Source organism: Amycolatopsis xylanica (assembly GCF_900107045.1).
In the GTDB taxonomy this organism is placed as follows: domain Bacteria; phylum Actinomycetota; class Actinomycetes; order Mycobacteriales; family Pseudonocardiaceae; genus Amycolatopsis; species Amycolatopsis xylanica.
In genome coordinates, this window is the sequence record NZ_FNON01000003.1 from 661,063 (window position 1) to 676,769 (window position 15,707).

Here is a 15,707-nt window from a genome sequence, read left to right on the forward strand (position 1 = left end):
AGCTAACCTACTCGTGAGTAGGTAACGCGAGGGAGAGGCGACCCATGGCTGCCCCGAAGAAACGAGACGCGATGGGCATCGGCCTGTCCGCGCTCACCCGGCTGGCCGGGAGCAAGGCGATCGACAAGGCGGGGCTGCGCAAACCGCTGCAGGGCCTGGTCACCGCTGGCACCCGCAACGGCTTCCGGGTCGCGGGCGCGGCAGGCCGGACGTTCAAGGCGGTCCAGAAGCGCAACGCGCCGGAACGGCTGGCACCCGCCGCCGATACCGGCCTGTTCGACCTCACGCCGAGCGAGGATCAGCAGCTCATCGTCGAGACGGTCACCGAGTTCGCGGCCGAGCAGCTGCGGCCCGCGGCGGCCGACGCCGACGCGAAGCTCGAAGCGCCGGAAGGCCTGCTGAGCCGCGCCGCCGAGCTGGGCATCACGCTCGTCGGCATCCCCGAGGAGCTCGGCGGGGTCGGCGCGGAACGCTCGGTCGTCACCGGCGCGCTGGTGGCCGAGGCGCTCGCGCACGGCGACCTCGGGCTCGCGCTCGCGGTGCTCGCGCCGTCCGCGGTCAGCACGGCGCTGGTGCTGTGGGGCGACGAGCAGCAGCAGGCCGACTACCTGCCCGCGTTCGTCGGCGAGAACGTCCCCGCCGCCGCGTTCGCGCTGCAGGAGCGCACGCCGCTGTTCGACCCGTTCAAGCCGTCGGTCAAGGCCAAGCGCACGCCGAAGGGCTACCAGCTCAACGGCGTGAAGTCGCTGGTCCCGCGTGCCGCGCAGGCTGAACTTTTCGTTGTCTCCGCCGATCTCGAAGGACGCGGACCGGCGCTGTTCATCATCGAGTCGTCGACCGCGGGCGTGTCGATCGAGTCCGAGCCCGCGATGGGCTTGCGCGGCGCGGCGACCGGAAAGCTCCACCTGGACAAGGTTTCCCTGCCTGCGGGCGCGTTGCTCGGTGGCGGCAAGCCCGAGGTGTTCACGGAGGCCGTCCGCCTTTCGCGGCTCGGCTGGGCCGCGCTCGCGGCGGGCACCGCCAAGGCCGTCCTCGACTACGTGGTGCCGTACGTCAACGAGCGGCAGGCGTTCGGCGAGCCGGTCAGCCACCGTCAGGCGGTCGCGTTCTCGATCGCCGACATCGCGATCGAACTCGAAGGCCTGCGCCTGGTCACCCTGCGCGCGGCGGCCCGCGCGGAGCAGGGCAAGCCGTACGCCCGCGAGGTCGCGCTGGCCCGCAAGCTGGCCACGGACAAGGGAATGCAGATCGGGAACGCCGGCGTGCAGCTGCTCGGCGGGCACGGCTTCATCAAGGAGCACCCGGTCGAGCGCTGGTACCGCGATCTGCGTGCCATCGGTGTCATGGAAGGCGGAATTCTGCTGTGATCAACCTCGAAGCCCCCAGGAAGGCCGGCGCGCTGATCAACCAGGCGTACCAGGCCGCGGCCGAGGTCTTCCGGCCGATCTCCCGCAAGTACGACCGCGCCGAGCACACCTACCCGGCCGAGCTGGACATGTTCGCCGCGCTGCTGGACGGCCTCAACTCCTCCGGCGAGGGCGGCGCGGGCGCGGCGGGCGTCCGCCGCAACGAGAAGGAAGCCGAGAAGGGCAACCGCAACGGCGCCAACCTCAACGTCGTGCTCGGCACGATCGAGATGTGCTGGGGCGACGTCGGTCTCTTGCTGACGATGCCGCGCCAGGGCCTCGGCAACGCGGCCATCGCGTCGGTCGCGAACGAGGAGCAGCTCAAGCGCTTCTCCGGCATCTGGGCCGCGATGGCCATCACCGAGCCCGGCTGCGGCTCGGACTCGGCCGCGATCACCGCGACCGCCCGCCTCGACGGCGACGAGTACGTCCTCAACGGCGAGAAGATCTTCGTCACCTCCGGCGAGCGCGCCGACGCCGTGGTCGTCTGGGCGACGCTCGACAAGACCAAGGGCCGCGCGGCCATCAAGTCCTTCGTGGTCGAAAAGGGCACCCCCGGCTTCGAGGTCGTCCGCGTCGAGCACAAACTCGGCATCCGGGCGTCCGACACGGCCGTCCTCCGCTTCGAGAACTGCCGCGTCCCCAAGGACAATCTCCTCGGCACCCCCGAGATCGACACCAAAAAGGGCTTCGCGGGGGTCATGCAGACCTTCGACAACACCCGCCCACTGGTCGCCGCCATGGGCGTCGGCGTCGCCCGCGCGGCCTTGGAGGAGACCGCCCGCATCCTCGCCGACGCGGGCGTGGTCGTCGACTACGACAAGCCCGCCAACACCCAGCACGCGGCCGCGGCGGCCTACCTCCAGCTCGAGGCGGACTACGAGTCGGCCTACCTGCTGACGCTCGAGTCCGCGTGGATGGCCGACAACCGCAAGCCGAACTCACTCCAGGCCTCGATGGCCAAGGCGAAGGCAGGCCGCTCGGTCGTCGACATCACGCTCAAGTGTGTCGAACTGGCCGGAATCGTGGGCTACACCGAGGAATCCTTGCTGGAGAAGTGGGCGCGCGACGCGAAGATCCTGGACATCTTCGAAGGCACCCAGCAGATCCAGCAGCTGATCGTGGCTCGCCGGATCCTCGGCAAGACCTCGACCGAGCTCAAGTAGGAGCCGAAGCCCGAAAGTGACTTTCGTCAGATCGCATCTGACGAAAGTGGCTTTCGGGCTATCGCATCTGACGAGAGTCACTTTCGGGGTGTGCGACGCCCCGAAGTGACTCTCGGGCGCTGGGCCCAAGCCGGGGTAGGCTTTCGGATCCATGGTGCGCGATCCGGAGCGGTCTATGAGCCGAACAGGCCCCCAGTTCGGCCGCACAACGCCGTGGGCTGTCTTGGTCTTGGCCGTCGCGGCGGCCTACCTCATCGGCGCCAGGGTCGGCTTCCAGCTCGCCATGATCGACTTGAAGATCACCCCGCTCTGGCCGCCGACCGGCATCGCGCTCGCGGCGCTGCTGCTGTTCGGCCCGCGGGTCTGGCCGGGGATCAGCCTCGGCGCGCTGGCGGCGAACGCGATCGTCGGGGGCGAGCCCATCGTGGCGTTCCTCGGGATCACCATCGGCAACACGCTGGCGCCGCTGACCGCCTATTACCTGCTGAAACGGCTCGGGTTCCGGCGCGAGCTCGACCGGCTCAAAGACGCGCTGCTCCTGGTGTTCGCCGGTGCGCTGGGTGCGATGCTCGTCAGCGCGACCATCGGCTCGGCGGTGCTGGCCGCGTCCGGCACGGTCAGCTACTTCTGGACTGGGTGGACCGTGTGGTGGACCGGTGACGCGATGGGCGTGCTCACGGTCGCGCCGCTGCTGCTCATCGCGCCCCGCTTCCGGTGGCCGCGCGAGGTCCCGCTCGGCCGCTGGGTCGAGGCGATCGCGCTCGCCACGGGCATGATCGGCACGGCGGTCGTCGCGACGACCACGCCTGCGACCTTGCTGTTCACCGTGTTCCCGTGGCTGATCTGGGCCGCGCTCCGCTTCGAGCAGGCCGGCGCGCTGTGCGGCGCGCTCGCCGTCTGCACGATCGCGATACTGGCCGCCGCGCATGGCTGGGGGCCGTTCTCCTTGATGACACTGCCGCTGCGCATGATCACGCTGCAGGCGCTGGACGGCTCGGTCGCGCTGACCGCGCTACTGCTCGCGACCGTCACCGTGCAGCGCAACCGCGCGGAAGCCGAGGTCGCCATGGCCTGCGTCCAGCTCAACGAGATGGTCGCGCGCATCGCGCCGGCTCAGTCACTGCGCGGGGCGGTTCTCGACATCATCCAGAACATCTCGAACCGCCCGCCCCGCGATCCCTAGACCACCTGTTCGGCCAGGAACTCGTCCAGGTAGCGCCACGTCGAGTTACGCGCCTTGCGGCCGGTGAGCACGCCGAGGTGACCACCCGGCGCCGTCTCGAACCGCACCGACGGCGCGTTCTCCAGCAGCCCGACCACCCGCTCGACCGAGGGCCGCGGCGCGATCGTGTCGTTCTCGCCCGCGACGATCAGGGTCGGCACCTTCACGTCCGCCAGCGAGATGACGCGGCCGTTCAGGTCGACCGTCCCTTCGGCCAGGTCATTCGTCCTGAACAGCCGGTGGTACAGCTGGCCGAACGTCCGGCCCGGGTACGCGATCATGTTGTCCATGAAGTGGTCGACGGCCTCGATCTGCGCGAGGTAGTCCCGGTCGTCGAGATTCTTCAAGATCGCGATCGGCTTGGTGATCTCCTTGCTGATGCCGGTCGCGCGGAAGACCTTGCTGACCAAATAGGACGGTGCGCCGCCGAACGCGCGGTAGATCGGGGTGAGCAGGTGCCCGTTGGTCAGGTCCACCAGCGGGCGGAACGGCGCCATGATCGGGATCGCGGTGAAGTCGACCGGCGAGCCGATCGCGGTGATCGACTCGATCGGCAGCTCGGGCTGGTCGGCCGAGACGAGCATCGAGAAGATGCCGCCGAGCGACCACGAGACCAGGTGCACGCCCTGACCGCCCGCGTCGGCGGAGACCTTGCGGATCGCGCGCGGGAGCACCTCGTCGATCCAGTGCTCGATGCCGAGACGGCGGTCGGAGAACGCGACGTTGCCGTAGTCGACCAGGTAGGTGCTGCGGCCGTCTTCGACGAGGTGCTCGATGAGGCTGCAGCCGCGGCGCAGGTCGAAGCAGAGCGCCGGCGCGGCCAGCGGGGGCACGAGCAGGATCGGCGGGCCGGACGCGGGCGCGGCGCCGGTGGTCATCCGGTAGACCGAGCGGTTCGGGCCCTGGTCGATCAGCACCCTCGGCATCGGGCGCAGATCCGCGACGCCGCCATGCAGCACCTTCCCGACCACGTTCGACGCGGCGGCGGCCAAGCGGGCCGGTGCGGAAACCATTCATGCCTCCAAGAAGGTTCGAGGAAGCAATCTTGCCGGGTAACCGGGGCACGACTCAACCACCACTCTGACGGCCATCCCACCCAGCGGTCCACTTCGGACGGTGCGGTTAGTCCGTCCGAGTTAAGAATCGCCGTCCGCGCCGACCGAAGGCGCGCTTTCGGCGGCCCGCGCTTCATAGCCCGAACGCGCGCTGGAATGGGCCGCTGAAGCCAAAAGCTGGTCTCCACCGAGCGCACGCGCGATCCATTCACCGGCCGCCCTCGGCAGCAGCCGTGTGATTCTTCCCATCGCGTCCAATGATTTCGGGACGAAGACGTCGAAATGTGGCCTGCGTAACGCGTCGACGATCGCGTCGGCCACGTCTTCCGGCCGCAATGACTTGAAGAACTTCGCCTCGCCGAGCCCGCTCGCCAGCTCCGTGCGGACGATCGCCGGCATCACGCACGACACCTCGACGCCGCTGCCGCGCAGTTCGAGCCGGACGGCTTCGGACAAACCGACCACCGCGTGCTTCGTCGCGCAGTAGGTCGCCGCGCCGGGGAAACCGGCCTTGCCCGCCATCGACGCGACGTTCACGATGTGGCCCGACGCCCGCGGCCGCATCCGCAGCATCGCCTCGCGCGTGCCGTGGATGACCGCGTGCAGGTTGATCTCCAGCTGCCGCCGGGTCGACGCGTCGTCCTCCTCGTCTAGCGGCGACAGCGGCATGATCCCGGCGTTGTTGATCAACACGTCGATCGGCCCGAGCCGCCGCTCGACCTCGTCGAGGAACGCGGTGAACCCGCGGATGTCGGTGACGTCGAGCGACAATCCGAGCGCGTCCAGCTCCGCCGCGGTCTTCTCGACTTCGACCTGATCGAGGTCGCCGAGCGCCAGTTTCGCGCCCTGATCACGCAGCGCGGCGGCCGTTTTCGCGCCGATGCCCCGCGCGCCCCCGGTGATGACGATGACCTTGCCCCGCAAAGAACGTCGCTTGCCCATTTCGCCTCCTTATTGGCAGCATGCCAATCCGGTGCGGCTAGGGCAACCGCCGGTCGAATACCTGACCGATCCAGCCCTGGTGGTCGAACTGGAACGTCGGCGTGAAGCCCTGCCCCTCGTAGTAGCGCACGAGATCGCCGTCGCCGCCCGCCCAGCAGTCCACCCGGAGCAGGCCGACGCCGAGCCGCTCGGCCTCGGCGAGCGAATGCCGGATCAGGTGCCCGCCGACGTCGTTGCCGGTGTGCTTACGCGACGTGATCAGCAGCCGGATGTAGAGCTCCGGCTCGTCGACGGGAGTCACCATGTCCGGGCACTGCTGGGAGACGATGAGCGCCCCGGCGGGCTCACCGTCGATTTCGGCGATGAACACGCCAGGGCCCGCGACCATCTCGCGCAGCCACTCGACGCGCTTGGGGATGCCCGACCAAGGCTTGGAGCCCCATTGGCCTTCGCTGCCGCGCTCGGTCAGCCAGACAACGGCGTCGTCGAAGAACTGGATCACGGCCTGGAAGTCGTCAGGACCGCCTTTCCGAATAGTTACCATGCCTAAGTTCTACTCGACGGTGAGCACCCAGGGGCCGTTTTCCGTGACCGCGACGGTGTGTTCGACATGCGCGGCGCGACTGCCGTCCAGGGTGTGCAGCGTCCAGCCGTCCGCCGCGTGCCGGTAGCCGTCGGAGCCACCTCGGATGAACATCGGCTCGATCGCGAACGCCATGCCCGCCTTGAGTTTCAGCCCCCGGCCGGGCCGCGCCTCGTTCGGCACGCTCGGGTCCTCGTGCATCGCCCGGCCGATGCCGTGGCCGCCGTGATCGTCGAGCAGCCCGTACCCGGCAGGCCTGCCGACACCCGCGACGGCATGCCCGACGTCACCCAGCCTGTTGCCCACCACCAGCGCGTCGATCCCTGCCTGGAGTGCGCGCTCGGTGGTCGCGATGAGCTCCAGGTCGGCCGGATCCGCGGCGCCGACCACGAAGCTGATCGCGGCGTCACCGTGCCAGCCGTCGATGTACGCGCCGCCGTCGATGCTGACCAGGTCGCCGTCGCGGAGCCGGTAGTCCGACGGGATCCCGTGCACGACCGCGTCGTTGACGCTCGCGCAGATCACGGCCGGGAACGGCGTCGGCGCCGACCTGGGCTGATAGTGCAGGAACGACGGCTTGGCCCCGTTTTCCGCGATGACCTGCGCCGCGACCTCGTCCAGCTCGCGCAGGCTCACCCCGATCGCCGACGCCTCCTTGACCGCGCGCAGCGTCCGCGCGACGACCCGCCCGGCCTCGCGCATGACGTCCAGCTCACCCTGAGTCTTGATCTCAACCATGCCGATAACTATACCGGTATAGTTATCGCTCGTCGAGCAGGCCGCCCCATCGCGCAGACCTGTTCCGGCACGCACAACCCCCACCGGCCGGTGGCGTCTCCCTGGACGACCAACCACTCCACGGACCATTGGGGATTCACGGATGTCTTCAACCACAACAGGAATAGTCGCGGGCTGCCTGCTGCTCATCGGCGGCCTCACCCCGGCCGCGGCGGCGGACGAGGTGCTCACGCCCCAGGGCTGTCACCGGCTCAAGCTCGGCCATTCACCGTTGCAGGCACTGGCCACCGGCTACCTGGTGGGCCCGCCATGGGACGACGGTTTCTGCAACCGCTACGCCACGGTCGACCGTCGCCGACGTCAAAGCGACCTACGGCGACGCGTTCGAGTACCGCCGCGGCTTCACCGCGATGGCACCGGGCTACGACGACCGCGGCTACGAGATGTGGATCGAGGACCACTACGACGAGAACGGCCACTACACCGAAGACGCGAAGGTGACGCAGATCGGGATCGAGTGGATCCCGGGCTTCGACTGCTTGTCCTTCGGCGACGGCTGAACGCTCGCGAGTGGTATCGCCGGTTCTATTGAGCGGAAGGTCGAAGGTGGCGCGTCTCGCTTGCTCGGTCACGACCGGGGTGGCTGTGGTGGAAATGCGTCGTTGAACGCCTCGAAACCCACACAGTCAACCTGATTGACCAGTGGCTGAGGTCCGTTTGGGGCGAGGTGAGTGCGGTTTGCGGCGTTGAACGACGCAAACGGCACTCACCCAGGCACTAGGCCCTGGTATGACAGGCACTAGGCCCAGGTATGAGAGGCCTTCATCCACGCTCGGCGTGAGTGAGGGCCTCCCTCACCCGAACCGAGCGAGTCAGGGCCTCCCTCACCCGCATATACGGTCGAACTAGGCCCTCACCCCACGGATCCGAGCGAAGTAGGCCCTCACCCACGCCCGACCACACCCTCGGACACGGGCGAGGCAGCCGAGAAGGGGTCGTGAGTGTTTTCGCCGGTTAGAACCGGCGAAAACACTCACGACCCCCCGAGGGCTAGGCGACGCCGAGGTGGCGGGCGATGAGCATGCGCTGGACCTCGGAGGTGCCTTCGCCGATCTCGAGGATCTTGGCGTCGCGGTAGAAACGGCCGACCGGGAACTCGTTCATGAAGCCGTAGCCGCCGAAGATCTGGGTCGCGTCGCGGGAGTTGTCCATCGCGGCATTGGAGGCGACGAGCTTGGCGATCGCGGCCTCCTTCTTGAACGGCTCGCCGCGCAGCATCTTCGACGCGGCCTGGTAGTACGCGAGCCGCGCGGTGTGCGCGCGGATCTCCATGTCGGCGATCTTGAACTGGATCGCCTGGTATTCGCCGATCTTCTTGCCGAACGCCTCGCGCTCCTTGACGTACTTCAGGCACTCGTCGACACAGCCCTGCGAAAGACCGACCGACAGCGCCGCGATCGCGATGCGGCCTTCGTCCAAAATGGACAGGAACTGGGCGTAGCCGCGGCCGCGGTCGCCGACCAGGTTCTCCGCCGGGACACGGCAGTCCTCGAAGGCGAGTTCGTGCGTGTCCGAGCAGTTCCAGCCGACCTTGGAGTACTTCGGCGCGACCGTGAAACCGGGCGTGTCCGACGGCAGGATGATCGCGGAGATCTCCTTACGGCCGTTCTCCTTGACGTCGGTGACCGCGGTGACCGTGACCAGCTTGGTGATGTCGGTGCCCGAGTTCGTGATGAACGACTTGCTGCCGTTGATCACCCAGCTGTCGCCGTCGAGCTTGGCCCGCGTGCGTGTCGCGCCCGCGTCCGAACCGCCGCCGGGTTCGGTCAACCCGAACGCACCGAGCGCCTCACCCGAGGTCAGCTGCGGAAGCCAGGTCTCCTTCTGCTCCTGGGTGCCGAACCGGTAAATCGGCATCGCGCCCAGCGAAACCCCGGCTTCCAGGGTGATCGCGACCGACGAGTCGACGCGCGCGAGTTCCTCGAGCGTCAGGCACAGCGCGAAGTAGTCGCCGCCCATGCCGCCGAACTCCTCGGGGAACGGCAGGCCGAACAGGCCCATCTCCCCCATTTTCGCGACGATCTCGTAAGGGAATTCCTCGCGCTCGTAAAGCCCGCCGATCACGGGAGCTACCTCGGACCGCGCGAAATCCTCGACGGTCTTGCGCAGCGCCTCGTACTCTTCGTCCAACCGGAAGTCGATCACGCCGTCTCCTCTTGTGGGGTCACCACAGCTAGGGCCTCGTCCAGCGCGACCTGTTGGCCTGCCTGGACATGCAGTTCGGTGACCACGCCGTCGACCGGCGCGGTGATCGTGTGTTCCATCTTCATCGCCTCGACGACCATCAGCGGCGTTCCCGCGCTGACCGCGTCACCCTTGCCGACCTTGACCACCAGCACGGTGCCGGGCATCGGACTCTTGACCGGCCCGCCGCCTGCGGATTCCCCTTGCCCGGCAAGGATGTCCGCGCGCTCTTCGACCGCGACGCAGTGCCCGTCACGGGCCAGCCAAACGCTGCGGCCCTTACCGGCGACGTGCCGGTAGCGGCGGAATCCGCCAGGGTGGCGAACCTCCAGGACACCGTTGTCCCAGCGCGCCGAGATGCGCTCCGGCTCGAGATCGTCGACGGTGACGAGCGCGTTCGCGGGCGTGCCCTCGATGCGCACCGAGGCTTCGGCGTCGCCGATCCGCAGGCCGAAGTTCATCCCGCCGGCGCCGCCGAGACGCCAGCCGTCCGGGATGTCCCACGGGTCCACAATGGAACCCGACGGCTGTAAGGCCAGCAGCTTGTCCATCGCCGCCGCCACGAAGAAGTCACGCGGAACCTCCGAGGTGACCACAGTGGACAGACGGCGCTCGACGAGTTCGGTGTCCAGCCGCCCGGCCCTGACCTCCTCGTCGTTCAGGAGTCCGCGCAGGAAGGCGATGTTGGTGCCGACGCCCAGCAGCGCCGTGTCCGCCAACGCCAGATCCAGCCGGTGCAGCGCGGCCGCGCGGTCGGGGCCCCAGGCGATGACCTTGGCCAGCATCGGGTCGTAGTTCGAGCCGATGACCGTGCCCTCGGTCATCCAGGAGTCCACCCGCACACCGTCGCCGGACGGCTCGTGCACGGCGAGCACCGTGCCACCGGTCGGGATGAACCCGCGCGCGGGATCCTCGGCGTAGACACGGGCTTCCACCGCGTGTCCATTGAGGACGACGTCGGACTGCGCGACCGAAAGCACCTCACCCGCAGCGACGCGGACCTGCCACTCGACCAGGTCCAGTCCGGTCACCAGCTCGGTCACCGGGTGCTCGACCTGAAGCCGCGTGTTCATCTCCATGAAGAAGTACTCGTCGGGCGTCTTGGCCGACATGATGAACTCGACCGTGCCCGCGCCGACATAGCCGACGGACCGCGCGGCCTCGACGGCCGAAGCACCCATCTTGGCGCGGGTTTCCTCATCCAGCAGCACCGAAGGCGCCTCTTCGATGATCTTCTGGTGCCGCCGCTGGAGGCTGCACTCACGCTCACCGAGGTGGATCACGTTGCCGTGCGTGTCCGCGAGCACCTGGATCTCGATGTGCCGCGGCGTGGTGACGAACCGTTCCATCAGCAGCGTGTCGTCGCCGAACGAGCCCTTCGCCTCGCGGCGCGCGGACTCGACGGCCGCGTCCAGCTCGCCGGGAGCCGTGACCAGCCGCATGCCCTTGCCGCCGCCACCGGCGGAAGGCTTGAGCAGCAACGGGAACCCGACCTTGGCGGCCGCTTCCGCGAAGCCGCCCTCCGGGATGTCCACATCGGACGCTCCGGGCACGACAGGGACACCGGCCGACGAAACCGTCGCCTTGGCCCGGATCTTGTCTCCCATGGCGTCGATCGCGCTCACCGGCGGCCCGATGAACACGAGCCCGGCGGCCTCGCAAGCCCGCGCGAACTCCGCGTTCTCCGCCAGGAAGCCATAACCGGGGTGCACCGCCTGCGCGCCCGAGTCGACCGCCGCCTGAACGATGGCCGGAATCGAAAGGTAGCTCTTGGCTGCCTCCGCCGGTCCTATTCGGACAGCGGTGTGCGCCTCGCGCACGTGCTTGGCGTCGGCGTCCGCGTCGCTGTACACCGCGACCGAACGAATGCCCATGTCCCGCAGGGTCCGGATGACCCGAACGGCGATCTCGCCACGATTGGCGACCAGAACCGCGTCGAACACTGCCGTCACATCCTGAATACGCCGTAGTTGACCGGTTCCAGCGGCGCGTTCGCCGCAGCGCCCAGCGCGAGCCCGACCACCGTGCGGGTGTCCGCCGGGTCGATCACGCCGTCGTCCCACAGCCGCGCCGTCGAGTAGTACGGGCTGCCCTGGGCTTCGTACTGCTGGCGGATCGGGTCCTTGAAGGTCTCTTCGTCCTCAGTGGACCATTCACCGCCACGCGCCTCGATGGCGTCGCGGCGCACCGTCGACAGCACCGAAGCGGCCTGCTCGCCACCCATCACGGAAATCCGCGCGTTGGGCCACATCCACAGGAAGCGCGGCGAATACGCCCGCCCGCACATGGAGTAGTTGCCCGCGCCGAACGACCCGCCGATGATCACGGTCAGCTTCGGCACCCGCGCGCACGCGACCGCGGTGACCATCTTCGCGCCGTGCTTGGCGATGCCGCCCGCCTCGTACGCGCGCCCGACCATGAACCCGGTGATGTTCTGCAGGAACAGCAAGGGAATCGAGCGCTTGTCGCACAGCTCGATGAAGTGCGCGCCCTTCATCGCGGACTCGGCGAACAGCACGCCGTTGTTCGCGATGATGCCGACCGGGTGCCCGTGGATGTGCGCGAACCCGGTGACCAGCGTCGAGCCGTATTCCTTCTTGAATTCGGCGAACCGGCTGCCATCGACGATCCGCGCGATCACCTCGCGCACGTCGTACGGGGTACGCGGGTCGGTAGGGACCACACCGTAGAGATCGGGGTCGACGGCCGGTTCCTCGGTCGGCAGCACGTCCCACGGCCGCGGCGTGCGCGGGCCGAGCGTCGAGACGATCGAGCGGACCATCTTCAGCGCGTGCGCGTCGTTCTCGGCCAGGTGATCGGTCACGCCGGACTGCCGGGCGTGTACGTCGCCGCCGCCGAGCTCCTCGGCCGTGACGACCTCGCCGGTCGCGGCCTTCACCAGCGGCGGGCCGCCGAGGAAGATCGTGCCCTGGTTCCGCACGATGACCGCTTCGTCGCTCATCGCGGGCACGTAGGCGCCACCGGCGGTGCACGAGCCGAGCACGGCCGCCACCTGCGGGATCCCGCGCGCGGACATGGTCGCCTGGTTGTAGAAGATGCGCCCGAAGTGCTCACGGTCGGGGAAGACGTCGTCCTGCTTGGGCAGGAACGCGCCGCCGGAGTCGACCAGGTAGACGCACGGAAGATTGTTGTGCAGCGCGACTTCCTGCGCGCGCAGGTGCTTCTTGACGGTCATCGGGTAGTAGGTGCCACCCTTGACCGTGGCGTCGTTCGCGACGATCACGCACTCGCGGCCGGACACCCGGCCGATGCCGGTGATGATGCCGGCGGCGGGCGCCTCGTCGTCGTAGAGCCCGGTCGCCGCGAGCGGCGAGAGCTCCAGGAACGGCGAACCGGGGTCGAGCAGGGTGTCGACGCGGTCGCGCGGGAGCAGCTTGCCGCGCTCCACATGCCGCGCGCGCGACTTCTCGGGACCGCCGAGGCGGGCCACGGACAGCCGCTTGCGCAGGTCCTCGACCAGTTCGGCGTGAGCGGTGACGTTGCGCGAATACTCGTCGCTCCGCGGATCCGCGGAACTGGTCAGCACGGGCCTGTCCATGGCTCCTCGATGTTAGCCGTCGTTAACACCGCGATGTTAACAACCGCTAACCAAGGTGTCCAGGCGAGGTGACGGACTACCCGTCGGTAACCATGGCGAGTGCCCTGAAGTAGCCGAACTGCCCCGCTTTCGTGGGATGGAACGACTCCTCCAGTGGCGAAGCGATGCCGTGCAGATACTGAGAGCCAGCGGCGCAGACGTTGTGCCCGGTGAACGCGGCGCGTACGTCCACGAAGGTCACTCCGGCCGCCGACGCCCGCTCCGCCTCGACGGCCGCCATCGTGTCGGCGCCCGCGTTGATCGCCTTGCGCATCCCGATGCTGAAGCCGCACGAGCCGTCGTCGGCGAACAGGTGCGGGTAGCCCAGCAGGAAGACCCGGGCGTTCGGAGCCGCGGCCTTGATCTTCGCGAGCACCGCGTCGAGGCGGCCCGGGAGCGTTTCGGTGATGAACTTCCGCGCGACGTCGACGCGTTTCGCGCACGCCTGCTCGGAGTTGAGCACGCAGGTGACCATGACGTCGGAGAAACCGGCGTCGGTGCCGCCGACGGACAGCGTGACCAGGGTGGCGTCCGGGGTGATCGACCCGGCTTGGGTCAGCACGTCGGCCGTGGTCGCGCCCGAGCAGGCGAGGAAGGTGAGCTTGGTCCCGGCGTGCTCGTTCACCCAGAGCTGCGGGTACGCGTTGACGCTGCGCTTGCACTTGCCGGAAGTGCCGTACTTCCCGGCGCCGAGGCCGGACGAATACGAGTCACCGAGCGCGAAGTAGGCGTCGGCGGCGGCCGCGGGCGCCGCGAGCCCGATGATCAGCAAGAACGCCGCGATGAGGGTACGGATGGCCACAGGTCACTCCTTCGAGTCAGGGGGACCGAGGCCGCATCCCAGTTTACGGGGGTCGTGAGTGGCGTGACCGGTTAGAACCGGCCGTACCACTCACGACCCCGAGGAGCGGGCCTAGCCGGTGACGGCGGCCAGCGGCGGGTAGTAGCCCTTGGCCTGGCCCGCGACGGTCGGGTGATACGACTCGTCGACCGGGAACGTCAGGCTGTTCAGGTACGACTCGCCAGAGGCGCAGATGTTGTGCCCGGTGAACGACCCGCGCACGTCCACGAAGGTCGCGCCCGCGGCCTGCGCGCGCTGCGACAGCACGCCGGTCGCCACGTCGATACCCCCGTTGATCGCGGACCGCTTGGCGTCGCTCAGCCCGGTGCCACAGGACCCTGGCACCGCGTAGAACCGCGGATACCCGACCACGATCAGCCGCGCGTTCGGCGCTTTCGACTTGATCTTGTTGTACACAGTGGTCAGCAGGCCGGGAAGGGTGTTCGTGGCGTAGTCCTTGGCGGTGTTCACCCGGTTGACGCAGTCCTGGTCCGAGCCGAGTGTGCACTTGGTGATCACGTCGACGAACCCGGCGTCGTTGCCGCCGACCGAAACGGTGACCAGCGTGGCCGCCGAGGTGATCGAGTTCGCCTGGTTCAGCACGTCACCCGTGCGCGCGCCTGAACACGCGAGAAAAGTGAAGTTCGTGCCGGCGTGCTTGTTCGCCCATAGCTGCGGATAAGCGTTGGCGCTGCGTTTGCAGCTTCCGGAATTGCCGTAACTCCCGGCGCCCACGCCGGACGAGTAGGAATCGCCGAGCGCGAAGTAGGTGGCCGCCTTGACGGCGAGCGCCGGTGTCGCGAGACCCAGTAACGCGAGCACGGTGAGCGCGCTCAGCCAGCGGAAGCTTCTGACGACGGTGTCAGGCACAGGTCGGCTCCTTCGGGAATGGGGTGACGGGGTGCGAAAACGAATACCATCCCAAAACCGGTAAACGTGATTAAGCAACCCGTTCAGCTCAGCGCGACCTGGAGAAGTAGCGCCGAGCTGACAATTCATGAATCGGAATGATCGATGAATAGGAAAAGCCGGGCCGTCGCGGAGACGGCCCGGCTTCATCTTCGAACCAGTGTCACCCGGTGACCGAGGCCAGCGGCGGGTAGTAGCCGTTGGACTGCCCGAGCGCGGTCGGGTGGTAGGACTCGTCCACCGGCCAGGTCAGGCTGTTCAGGTAGGAGGTGCCGCCCGAGCAGATGTTGTGTCCCGTGAACGAGCCTCGCACGTCCACGAAGGTCGCGCCCGCGGCGGAAGCCCGGCCCGAGGTCACCGACGCGATGGTGTCCGCGCCCGAGTTGATCGCGGACCGCTTGGTGTCACTCAGCCCGACGCTGCACGACCCGGGCACCGTGTAGAAGCGCGGGTAGCCGAGCACGATCAGGCGTGCGTTGGGCGCCTTCGACTTGATCTTGTTGTAGACGCCGTCCAGCAACCCCGGGAGCGTGCCGGTGGCGTACGCCTTGGCGGTGTTCACCCGGTTGACGCAGTCCTGGTCGGAACCCAGGGTGCACTTGGTGATCACGTCGGTGAATCCGGCGTCGTTGCCGCCGATCGAGATGGTCACCAGCGTGGCGGCCGAGGTGATCGAGTCGGCCTGGTTGAGCGCGTCGCCGGTGCGCGCGCCCGAGCAGGCGACGAAGGTGAACGTGGTGCCGGCGTGCTTGTTCGCCCACAGCTGCGGGTAGGAGTTGGCGCTGCGCTTGCAGCCACCGGAACTGCCGTAACTCCCGGCGCCCACGCCGGAAGAGTAGGAGTCGCCGAGCGCGACGTAGTTGGTCGCCTGGATGGCGTTGGCGGGGCTCACGACACCGAGCATCGCGAGCGCTGCGACCCCCAGGGCCGCGCTCATCCGAATCAGTGAGAGTTTTCGGGCAGGGACGGCCATGGGTCACTCCTTTGTGACGTAGCAACGTGA

14 protein-coding genes are annotated in these 15,707 nt (G+C 68.3%); 4 read left to right on the forward strand and 10 right to left on the reverse strand.

What is annotated here, in order from left to right; all coding sequences use genetic code 11:
• The first annotated feature begins 71 nt into the window (after positions 1-71).
• The 3 genes from BLV57_RS16730 (at position 72) to BLV57_RS16740 (ending at position 3,755) form a co-directional block, all read left to right on the forward strand.
• A complete protein-coding gene (locus tag BLV57_RS16730; RefSeq protein WP_091289660.1) occupies positions 72-1,367 on the forward strand; it encodes an acyl-CoA dehydrogenase family protein in 1,296 nt (431 codons plus the stop codon).
• Complete coding sequence (locus tag BLV57_RS16735; protein ID WP_091289661.1) at positions 1,364-2,572, forward strand: acyl-CoA dehydrogenase family protein; 1,209 nt, start codon at positions 1,364-1,366, stop codon at positions 2,570-2,572. Before BLV57_RS16730 ends, BLV57_RS16735 begins: the two co-directional genes overlap by 4 nt.
• A 175-nt stretch (positions 2,573-2,747) precedes the next feature.
• Positions 2,748-3,755 carry an MASE1 domain-containing protein gene (locus tag BLV57_RS16740; protein WP_091289662.1) on the forward strand — a complete coding sequence of 336 codons (1,008 nt, stop codon included), beginning with the start codon at positions 2,748-2,750 and terminating at the stop codon, positions 3,753-3,755.
• Here the strand turns inward: BLV57_RS16740 and BLV57_RS16745 are convergent.
• The 4 genes from BLV57_RS16745 to map form a co-directional block, all read right to left on the reverse strand.
• Positions 3,752-4,807, reverse strand: coding sequence for an alpha/beta fold hydrolase (locus tag BLV57_RS16745; RefSeq protein ID WP_091289663.1), 1,056 nt, complete (start codon positions 4,805-4,807; stop codon positions 3,752-3,754). The two genes, BLV57_RS16740 and BLV57_RS16745, sit on opposite strands and share 4 nt — an antisense overlap.
• Positions 4,808-4,930: 123 nt before the next feature.
• Complete coding sequence (locus BLV57_RS16750; RefSeq protein WP_091289664.1) at positions 4,931-5,791, reverse strand: SDR family oxidoreductase; 861 nt, start codon at positions 5,789-5,791, stop codon at positions 4,931-4,933.
• Between the two features lie 37 nt (positions 5,792-5,828).
• Positions 5,829-6,335, reverse strand: coding sequence for a GNAT family N-acetyltransferase (locus BLV57_RS16755; RefSeq protein ID WP_091289665.1), 507 nt, complete (start codon positions 6,333-6,335; stop codon positions 5,829-5,831).
• A 9-nt stretch (positions 6,336-6,344) separates the two neighbouring features.
• Positions 6,345-7,112 carry a type I methionyl aminopeptidase gene (map, locus tag BLV57_RS16760; RefSeq protein WP_091289666.1) on the reverse strand — a complete coding sequence of 256 codons (768 nt, stop codon included), beginning with the start codon at positions 7,110-7,112 and terminating at the stop codon, positions 6,345-6,347.
• Between the two features lie 410 nt (positions 7,113-7,522).
• Here map and BLV57_RS43280 point away from each other — a divergent pair, with 410 nt between their 5' ends.
• Positions 7,523-7,672 (forward strand): hypothetical protein, encoded by a 150-nt coding sequence (locus BLV57_RS43280; RefSeq protein WP_176968650.1) that lies wholly within the window; start codon positions 7,523-7,525, stop codon positions 7,670-7,672.
• A 490-nt stretch (positions 7,673-8,162) separates the two neighbouring features.
• Here the strand turns inward: BLV57_RS43280 and BLV57_RS16765 are convergent, their stop codons facing one another.
• The 6 genes from BLV57_RS16765 to BLV57_RS16790 form a co-directional block, all read right to left on the reverse strand.
• Complete coding sequence (locus BLV57_RS16765; protein ID WP_091289667.1) at positions 8,163-9,317, reverse strand: acyl-CoA dehydrogenase family protein; 1,155 nt, start codon at positions 9,315-9,317, stop codon at positions 8,163-8,165.
• Entirely contained in the window at positions 9,314-11,299 is a 1,986-nt protein-coding gene (locus tag BLV57_RS16770) for an acetyl/propionyl/methylcrotonyl-CoA carboxylase subunit alpha (RefSeq protein WP_091289668.1), read from the reverse strand. The genes BLV57_RS16765 and BLV57_RS16770 overlap by 4 nt, the downstream gene beginning before the upstream one ends.
• Before the next feature lie 5 nt (positions 11,300-11,304).
• Positions 11,305-12,915, reverse strand: coding sequence for a carboxyl transferase domain-containing protein (locus BLV57_RS16775; RefSeq protein ID WP_091289669.1), 1,611 nt, complete (start codon positions 12,913-12,915; stop codon positions 11,305-11,307).
• 76 nt (positions 12,916-12,991) lie between these two features.
• Positions 12,992-13,756 (reverse strand): SGNH/GDSL hydrolase family protein, encoded by a 765-nt coding sequence (locus BLV57_RS16780; RefSeq protein ID WP_245757354.1) that lies wholly within the window; start codon positions 13,754-13,756, stop codon positions 12,992-12,994.
• A 111-nt stretch (positions 13,757-13,867) separates the two neighbouring features.
• On the reverse strand, positions 13,868-14,632 hold the full coding sequence (locus tag BLV57_RS16785; protein WP_425426008.1) for an SGNH/GDSL hydrolase family protein: 765 nt from the start codon (positions 14,630-14,632) through the stop codon (positions 13,868-13,870).
• 235 nt (positions 14,633-14,867) lie between these two features.
• The gene (locus tag BLV57_RS16790) at positions 14,868-15,641 is read right to left on the reverse strand and encodes an SGNH/GDSL hydrolase family protein (protein ID WP_091289671.1); all 774 of its coding nucleotides are present in this window, start codon (positions 15,639-15,641) and stop codon (positions 14,868-14,870) included.
• Positions 15,642-15,707: the final 66 nt, after the last annotated feature.

Excerpts from the sequence above, each read along its gene's own strand:
- map (WP_091289666.1), bottom strand. The coding sequence starts at position 7,112 with ATGGTTGAGATCAAGACTCAGGGTGAGCTGGACGTCATGCGCGAGGCC.
- BLV57_RS16790 (WP_091289671.1), bottom strand. The coding sequence starts at position 15,641 with ATGAGCGCGGCCCTGGGGGTCGCAGCGCTCGCGATGCTCGGTGTCGTG.
- BLV57_RS16740 (WP_091289662.1), top strand. The coding sequence starts at position 2,748 with ATGAGCCGAACAGGCCCCCAGTTCGGCCGCACAACGCCGTGGGCTGTC.
- BLV57_RS16730 (WP_091289660.1), top strand. The coding sequence starts at position 72 with ATGGGCATCGGCCTGTCCGCGCTCACCCGGCTGGCCGGGAGCAAGGCG.
- BLV57_RS16750 (WP_091289664.1), bottom strand. The coding sequence starts at position 5,791 with ATGGGCAAGCGACGTTCTTTGCGGGGCAAGGTCATCGTCATCACCGGG.
- BLV57_RS16745 (WP_091289663.1), bottom strand. The coding sequence starts at position 4,807 with ATGGTTTCCGCACCGGCCCGCTTGGCCGCCGCCGCGTCGAACGTGGTC.
- BLV57_RS43280 (WP_176968650.1), top strand. The coding sequence starts at position 7,523 with ATGGCACCGGGCTACGACGACCGCGGCTACGAGATGTGGATCGAGGAC.
- BLV57_RS16755 (WP_091289665.1), bottom strand. The coding sequence starts at position 6,335 with ATGGTAACTATTCGGAAAGGCGGTCCTGACGACTTCCAGGCCGTGATC.
- BLV57_RS16775 (WP_091289669.1), bottom strand. The coding sequence starts at position 12,915 with ATGGACAGGCCCGTGCTGACCAGTTCCGCGGATCCGCGGAGCGACGAG.